This window comes from Methanosarcina sp. (genome assembly GCF_049706645.1).
Taxonomy (GTDB): domain Archaea; phylum Halobacteriota; class Methanosarcinia; order Methanosarcinales; family Methanosarcinaceae; genus Methanosarcina.
The window spans coordinates 1-7064 of the sequence record NZ_JBNAKP010000066.1; the positions used below are offsets into that span (position 1 = coordinate 1).

The 7064-nt window shown below is 43.8% G+C and carries 6 protein-coding genes and 1 pseudogene; 2 read left to right on the forward strand and 5 right to left on the reverse strand.

Translation table 11 applies throughout. The annotated features are described in order from the left end of the window. The 3 genes and pseudogenes from ACPK8D_RS16520 to ACPK8D_RS16530 form a co-directional block, all read right to left on the reverse strand. Positions 1–290 (reverse strand): annotated as a pseudogene (locus ACPK8D_RS16520) ([dimethylamine--corrinoid protein] Co-methyltransferase); the annotation flags it as partial. Positions 291–397: 107 nt separating this feature from the next. Then, positions 398–1042 carry a dimethylamine corrinoid protein MtbC gene (mtbC, locus tag ACPK8D_RS16525; protein WP_424718947.1) on the reverse strand — a complete coding sequence of 215 codons (645 nt, stop codon included), beginning with the start codon at positions 1040–1042 and terminating at the stop codon, positions 398–400. A 269-nt stretch (positions 1043–1311) separates the two neighbouring features. Beyond that, positions 1312–1761 (reverse strand): DUF2769 domain-containing protein, encoded by a 450-nt coding sequence (locus ACPK8D_RS16530; protein ID WP_424718948.1) that lies wholly within the window; start codon positions 1759–1761, stop codon positions 1312–1314. A gap of 40 nt (positions 1762–1801) precedes the next feature. Between ACPK8D_RS16530 and ACPK8D_RS16535 the strand changes: the two genes are divergently transcribed. After that, positions 1802–2761 carry a PAS domain-containing protein gene (locus ACPK8D_RS16535; RefSeq protein ID WP_424718949.1) on the forward strand — a complete coding sequence of 320 codons (960 nt, stop codon included), beginning with the start codon at positions 1802–1804 and terminating at the stop codon, positions 2759–2761. Between the two features lie 1293 nt (positions 2762–4054). Continuing rightward, positions 4055–4861 carry a helix-turn-helix transcriptional regulator gene (locus ACPK8D_RS16540; protein WP_424718950.1) on the forward strand — a complete coding sequence of 269 codons (807 nt, stop codon included), beginning with the start codon at positions 4055–4057 and terminating at the stop codon, positions 4859–4861. A gap of 33 nt (positions 4862–4894) precedes the next feature. Here ACPK8D_RS16540 and ACPK8D_RS16545 read toward each other — a convergent pair whose 3' ends face one another. Then, entirely contained in the window at positions 4895–5803 is a 909-nt protein-coding gene (locus tag ACPK8D_RS16545; protein WP_424718951.1) for an MBL fold metallo-hydrolase, read from the reverse strand. 4 nt (positions 5804–5807) lie between these two features. After that, positions 5808–6848, reverse strand: coding sequence for an AI-2E family transporter (locus ACPK8D_RS16550; RefSeq protein ID WP_424718952.1), 1041 nt, complete (start codon positions 6846–6848; stop codon positions 5808–5810). Positions 6849–7064 lie beyond the last annotated feature (216 nt).

The following is a 7064-nucleotide window of genomic DNA, read 5'->3' on the forward strand; positions in this document are numbered from 1 at the left end:
ACAAGGCGGCTGGAAGGGATTCCAACGCCACTGTTGCCCTGGTCGCCATCAAGCCTTATAGTGCCGATATCGTGCGTTACGGGAATTTCCATGCCCTGCTCGACACTGACAGCCTTGCCGGGCATCATAAGGATTTCCGCAAGCTTGTCAACTTCATCAGCACTCAGGCCAGGAATCTCACCAAGGTCGGCAGCGTTTGCAACACCGGCCTCAATTTCTTCCAGAATTTTCTCTTTTGTGAGGAAGACACGTTTCCCGTCTCCCATACGTAAAGCATATTCGGTTGCCATTTTTTACCCTCCATCTATCAGATAGATTTAGTTTAGACTGAGTCAGTTTGGCTGAACCAATTTGACTGAGATAGTTTGGACTGATTTAATTGATTAATAATTGAGGCTCAGAGGAGCAGTTCTTTTGCTTTTGTGACAGCTTCGCTGGCATTTTCAGCATAGCAGTCTGCACCGATCTTGTCAGCCCAGGCCTGGGTTGCAGGAGCACCGCCAACCATAACTTTTACCCTGTCTCTCAGACCTTCTTCCTTGAGAAGTTCAATAACGTCCCTCTGGCCCTGGAGAGTGGTGGTCATAAGAGCTGAGAGGCCAATCATATTGGCATTGACTTCTTTTGCCTTCTCTACAAAGTTCCTGACCGGGACATCACGCCCGATGTCATATACCTCAAAACCGGCAGACTGGAGCATTGTGGATACGATTGACTTGCCTATATCGTGGACGTCGCCTTCTACAGTACCGTTTACTATAACCCCAAGTTTTTTGCTCTCTGCCCCTGCCGGAAGCTCAGCTTCAAGCAGTTTAACTCCTGCTGTCATTGCATCGGCAGCTATCATTACGTGAGGCAGGAAAAGTTTCCCTCTCTCAAAAAGAACTCCTACCTGGTTCATGCCTGCGGAAAGCCCTTTGTCAATAATCTCAGCAGGTTCCATGACGCCTCTTGCTTTCTCAACAGCAGCGAGTACTGCATCTTTTTTACAGGAGACTACTGCATCAGAAAGCTCCTGAATAAGTTCCTCTTTGGTTGCCATTTTTATACCTCGATAAATGTCAGAAACTCTCTTCAGCGCCTGAAGAGAAAAACTGAATCTGGAATTCCTATCAAATATATTTTTATAGGTCCTGAATTATTTAGCCCAACCCGTAGAGTTTTTTCAAAAAAGGTGGGAACTGGAATGCAGTATATGCGTTTGAAAAGCCAGTGAGTTCTGACCGGCTTGATGGACAGGGCTCAAGCTATGAGTTTTTTTGAGCATATTAAAATTTTCAATGCGATTTTAATATAATTAAAATTTCAGGTTCAATCAACAAAAAATACATCGGATTTTTCCACTACACAAAACCCTGTCTTCCCCCTGCACTCAGAAACTTTTCTGCAGTTTTTTAAAGAAAACTCAGGCTTTTCTCCGGAAAACTCAGGCTTTTCGGCCTCCAGACAGAAGTATTCCCCTTCAAGCCGGAATTTCCTGAAAAGTTCGCAGGTTTCACAGAGACAGCCCTGCTTTTTACCCTGTCCCGGAGATTTGCTCCGCGAGCAGAACATCCCTGCACCGCCGGAATAGGAGGGACAGCTTTTGCAGATGCAGGCTTTAAGGTGATGGTACGAGCCGCAGATCCCGAAATATCTCCCATATTCTTTCCTGGCCTGCTGTATAATGTCAGATGCTTTCTCTCCGAGCTTTTCACTTTTCTCAAAATTTTCTTTATTTTCTGCTGCGAGCCTGGAACTCAGAATATTCCTCCTGTACACAGAAAGGCATTATTTATAAGATGTCAAAATATATTATATATTGCTTAAGGGTTTCAGAAGTGCATTTTACCTGAGGCGGTTAAAAGATTCCGGATTCGGAAGGGTTTTTGGAGAGGTAATAGCTATGGGATTCAATCAACTAGCTGAAAGCGACGAACTGATTCTTGGTGAAGCACTGGAAAGGCAGGAAATTCTGGAAACCGTAATTAATAACAGCCCTGTTATGGCTTTTCTCTGGACCCCGGACGAGAACTGGCCTGCAAAATACGTTTCCGAAAATGTGACCCAGCTTGAGTACAGCGCAGAAGATTTCCTTACAGGCAGGATAATGTATGCAGATATTGTCCATTCCGAGGATATAGACAGGGTTAGAAAGGAACTTACACAATGCTGCGAGACTGGAAAAGACAGTTTCGTACAGCGGTACAGGGTTCTTACCGGGAAGGGGGAAATTCGCTGGGTTGAGGAAAAAACCTTTATCCAGCGGGATGAGAGGGGAAATGTAGCCAATTTTCAGGGAATAGTAAGGGATATTACGCAGGAGATTAAAAACGAAAAGGCGCTGAGGGACGCGCTTGAAAGCCAGAAAGCCCTGATGGAAAAACAAAAAGCCCTGCTTGAACGGCAAAAAGCCCTCGAAACCGTAATTAATAACAGTCCTGTGGTAGTATTTCTCTGGAAAGCTGAAAAATACTGGCCCACCCTGTATGTATCTGAGAATGTCAAGCAGTTCGGGTATGCTCCAGAGGACTTTATTTCCGGAAGAGTGCTTTACGGGAAAATTATCCATCCCGAAGACCTGCTTCTTGTCGAACTTGAGCTTGAGGAGAACTGTGAAGAGGGAGGAAAGGAATTCAACCGCCAGTACCGGATCCTTACTCAAACCGCTGAAGTCCGCTGGGTTGACGAAAAGACCTTTATCCAGCGCAATGAGGAAGGAGAAGTTACTCATTTCCAGGGCATTATCGAGGACATAACTCAACAGGTTAAAAGATCCTGAAGCCTGGGGACCGAGATCCGAAAGATGAGGGATAAAGCTGACGGGAAGCTCTAAGTTGAGCTCGGCTGAAACGACTGAACCTGTTAAACTGGCTGAACCGATTGGAACCAACCGAAACCGACCTGGGCCGATTGAAGCAAACCGGATCCTTCTTAAACGGCCTGAAAAGGCCTGAAACGATATAAAAAAATCTGAAAAAACTGAAAAAATCTGAACCGATCTTAACCGATCTGAACCGATCTCAAATTACTTTTTCAGATTATCCGGGGGTAAGGATTTAAATAAGTTCAGTTATTCTTGAATTATATTTATACATCAATCTCAATTGGGGATGCAATCTAATAAATATTTTTTTCCAGTAAAATAAACAGAGTTTTTAAAAATCGCTATCTTAAGACATATATTACAAGCCCTACATCTTCTGTTAGCTTTATTACTTCCTTAACAAATAATTATTTATGTTTGAGAGAATTAAGAAGTACTTGCAGATTCTATTAGTACTGTTAGATCTGCAGCCTCTCCGAAATGCCTTGAGTGTTAAGCCGGAAACAAAGCATGCTGGGTAATACGGAAAGATATGGAAAAGGTATGAAAAAGGTATAAAAGGGTATAAGAACAAATTGTTCACCAGAAAACTGAAGAGGGTTACATCCCGAAAATGGTTCGCTTATAAGGGGTTTGAAAGAGTAGGCGAACTGTTTTCGGGAAAGCTACCGCTTACAGATCAAGAAATGGACTTATGCGCTCGTAAGCCCGAAAAGTAAAAATCCTGGGCTCCTGGGGGGCAGGAAGCACTGAGGCTTTCAGTAGAATTCTAATTTTATCAAAAGACTGTGCGTTTCCTTACTGATTCACTTTTTACATAGGAATTCGGATAAAACAGTACATTTTTTATAAAACCTGACATAACAACAGCTTATTTTATAGAAACTGCCATGGAAAGCGATTCAGGTAAATCCGTTAAAGTATCTGAGGCAATGTCGGGTATATATTTGATTAAACGAAATATGTATTTTGAAATTGAGTTTCTGAACTGAGATTTCCCCAGGGAAAAAATACTGATGGGGGAAAGTAGCTCTATGAAAATGCACGGTGTTTATAAATTGCAGAGAAAAATATATTAACTATTAATTTTGAGTTTTTATAAAATACTATAAAATACTATGAAATACATGAGAAACTATATAGGTAATTCAGTTTCTGATATAAGTCTTCCTTTATTGCAAATCTTCCCTGGAATTGTGGAACTTCGATACATTACAGGCCTGCGGGCAGCCGGTCAAGGTGCATGATATGGAAAACAATCTACTCGATCTCATCCTTCTCTCAGAAAAAAGAAAGAATGTCCTGCTGCTTTTGCTTGAAGGGCCAAAAGATATCGAAACAATAAAAAAAGCCCTCAGTGCCAGTGCAACCGCAGTCCAGCCGCAGGTAAAAAAGCTTAAAGAACAGCACCTGGTGGTCCAGGAAAAAAACCTCTACAAACTGAGCGAGATAGGTAGAGTCGTGGCTGAGAAAATGAAGCCGCTTGTGGATACTCTTTCTGTCCTCGAAGAAAATGCGGATTATTGGGCAGACCGGGAAATGAGTGAAATTCCAACTTTTCTCCTTCGAAGAATTTACGAGCTTGGGCACTGCACTACAATCGAACCTCAGATAGACCATATGTTTGAGATGATTCCGGAATACGTCAAAAACGTTAGGATAGCGAAAAAACTCGAGGCTGCAATTCCGTATTTCCATCCTCTTTTTCCTTCTTTTTACCTGGAAATTGCCGAAAAAGGAATACCTATATCCCTCGTTCTCCCCGGGTCCGTCCTGAAAAGGTGGGTTGAAGATTACAGGGAACAGACCGAGCAATATCTTAAAAGAGAAAATGCTAAACTTTTTGTCTGTACGGACTGTGAAAAGATTCCTGTGATTGCCGCAGCGGATAACTTCATGGCAATGGCCCTTTTCCCGAAAAATACGGTCTTTGACCGGAAGTATGTGATATGTTTTGAGCCTGGAGCTCTGGCCTGGGGAAAAGAACTCTATGATTATTATGAACAGCGCTCCGAACAGATCAAAAAAATAAACAATTATACCCAGGTGCCCTGAAAGAATAAAGCGCTGGATTCCAAAGCCTGCCTGTCAGAGATATTCCTCAAAACCTGTTTTACCCTCTGCATAGGCTTCATGCCAGCCTGAAGGTACGGGCATTTTCTCATAAAGGGTTTTCCTCTGAGCCTCAAGAAGTTCAGGCGTTTTTCCCATAAACTCTGCAGCACAGAGAACCCGGTTTTCAACCTTTCCGGCCAGCTCTTTTAACCAGCTGTACCCTTCAAAAGACCTGAGCAGATGATGGTCCAGAATCAGGGTTTCCACATGCCCGGCCAGAAGGAGAGCATTTTCAGAGGCTTCTTTTCCGGCTTCGGGAACGCGGTGTGAAAGATAAAGGGGAGGCCCTGAGGCAAAAACAATCGTGGGTTCCCAGGCAAGCACTTTAAGGACGGCTTCCCTATCCAGAAGCTGGATATCCGAGCTGTGGACAAAAATCTCATCTCCTTCACAGATTCGGGTCATCATCACAGTCCCAAAGCCCTTTTCCCTGACCCCGTGCGGAGCAGGAGACGAAAATTCCATGCTGCCAGATTTCCTGCCTTCCGAAGCCGGAATAGGAAAACCCAGGAAATCCGAGAGCTCATGCCTCCTTTTTAAAGAGAGACTGGAGATTTTTTCCGGGCCTTTACACCAGAAATTTATCCCTTCAGGGGAAGGGAGGGCTTCCATTGGCAGTTGATACGGGTCTTCAGCCCTCATCGGCATGTGATCCCCGTGGAAGTGGCTGATAACAACATCTGTAGCCTCTCCAAATATCGAAAGGACTTTTTCTCTTATTCTGAAAGCGGCAGCAACCTCTACCGGGTGGGGAAGCCGGCCCGAACGTAAGCGTGCAAGTGCAACCCCAGGATCGATCAGAATCGTCCTCTCATCTGTCTTTACAACACATGAAAGGGATCTTGCCCCAAAAGACTCACACCCGAGTATTTCGATCTGCACACTTTTACTCCTTTCCGGAAAGGTACTCTCTGGAAAACATCTGTACGGTCAGGATGAAGTAGGAGAGCAAAAGGGGTCCTATAACGATTCCCAGCAGTCCGAAGAGGGATACCCCTATAACAATCCCGAGCAGGGATAGAAAAGGATGGATTTCTCCAACCCTTTTCTGGATAATAGGCCTCAGGAAGTTGTCAAGCACACTTATAAAAAGCCCGGCTGCAAGTATAGCGACCGCTGCAGTATAATCCGCCTGGAAGAGCTGGACAATGGTTGCAGGAACCCAGACAAAAGGTGCTCCTACAAGAGGCAAAAAGGACAGAATGGCTGCAATAGAACCCCACAGGAAAGCTCCCTGGATACTGAAAATGAGAAATACGATGGTCAGGATTCCACCCTGGATAAAAGCAACCGCCCCGCTGGCTATAAGAGTCGCCCGGACAATTCTTCGGAATTCATTCAGGAGAGTGGCTGTGTTTTCTTCATTAAAAGGCACTGCAATAGAAATCTTTCGCATAAAGTCCGAGTTTTCGCCGGTAAAGAGGTAGTAGAGCAGAAAATACATTATCAACAGACCAATGGACTGGTGGCTCAGGCTCTGGATTGAGCCCAGAATGAACAGGCTCGTGTAATTAACGGCCTGCGAAGCAACTTCCATTGCTCTCTCTTCGATTTTGGTCTGGAACGTGTCTGCAGGAATATCCAGCCTTGAGAGAAGATGAGTTAAAAAGTCAGCTCCGGATTCAATAGATGCGATAATGGATGCCTGATCAATTAAAAGCTGCTGGATTTCGCTGACAATTACACTCAAAAGGAAGTAAAAAGGAATCAGTACAACAAAGATAGAAATTATTATCACAAGTACGGCTGCGATTTGCTTCCGAAGCCTGGCTCTTCTTACGAGAAAATGATAAAGAGACCGGAATATGGTGAAAAGGATAAGGCCTCCGAAAATATAGTTAAGAAACGGGAGTGTGGCGTAAACAATGACTACAGTCAGAACTGTAATTATGAGAAGAGCCAGAGCCATCTTTACATTTTTTTTCATTGGATCTAAATTAGGTTTTATGGTATAAAACGGTATATTGTGCAGATGAGGGATACGTACCTGCAATATGGGGCCTGAAACCTATATTGATAATATTATATTTTCCCCCTGCCGAAACTGAAAAGAGAAAAGGAAGAAGAGAAAAGGAAGAAGAGAAAAGGAAGAAGAGAAAAGGAAGAAGAGAAAAGGAAGAAGAGAAAAGGAAGAAGAGAAAAG

Excerpts from the sequence above, each read along its gene's own strand:
- mtbC (WP_424718947.1), bottom strand. The coding sequence starts at position 1,042 with ATGGCAACCAAAGAGGAACTTATTCAGGAGCTTTCTGATGCAGTAGTC.
- ACPK8D_RS16540 (WP_424718950.1), top strand. The coding sequence starts at position 4,055 with ATGGAAAACAATCTACTCGATCTCATCCTTCTCTCAGAAAAAAGAAAG.
- ACPK8D_RS16550 (WP_424718952.1), bottom strand. The coding sequence starts at position 6,848 with ATGAAAAAAAATGTAAAGATGGCTCTGGCTCTTCTCATAATTACAGTT.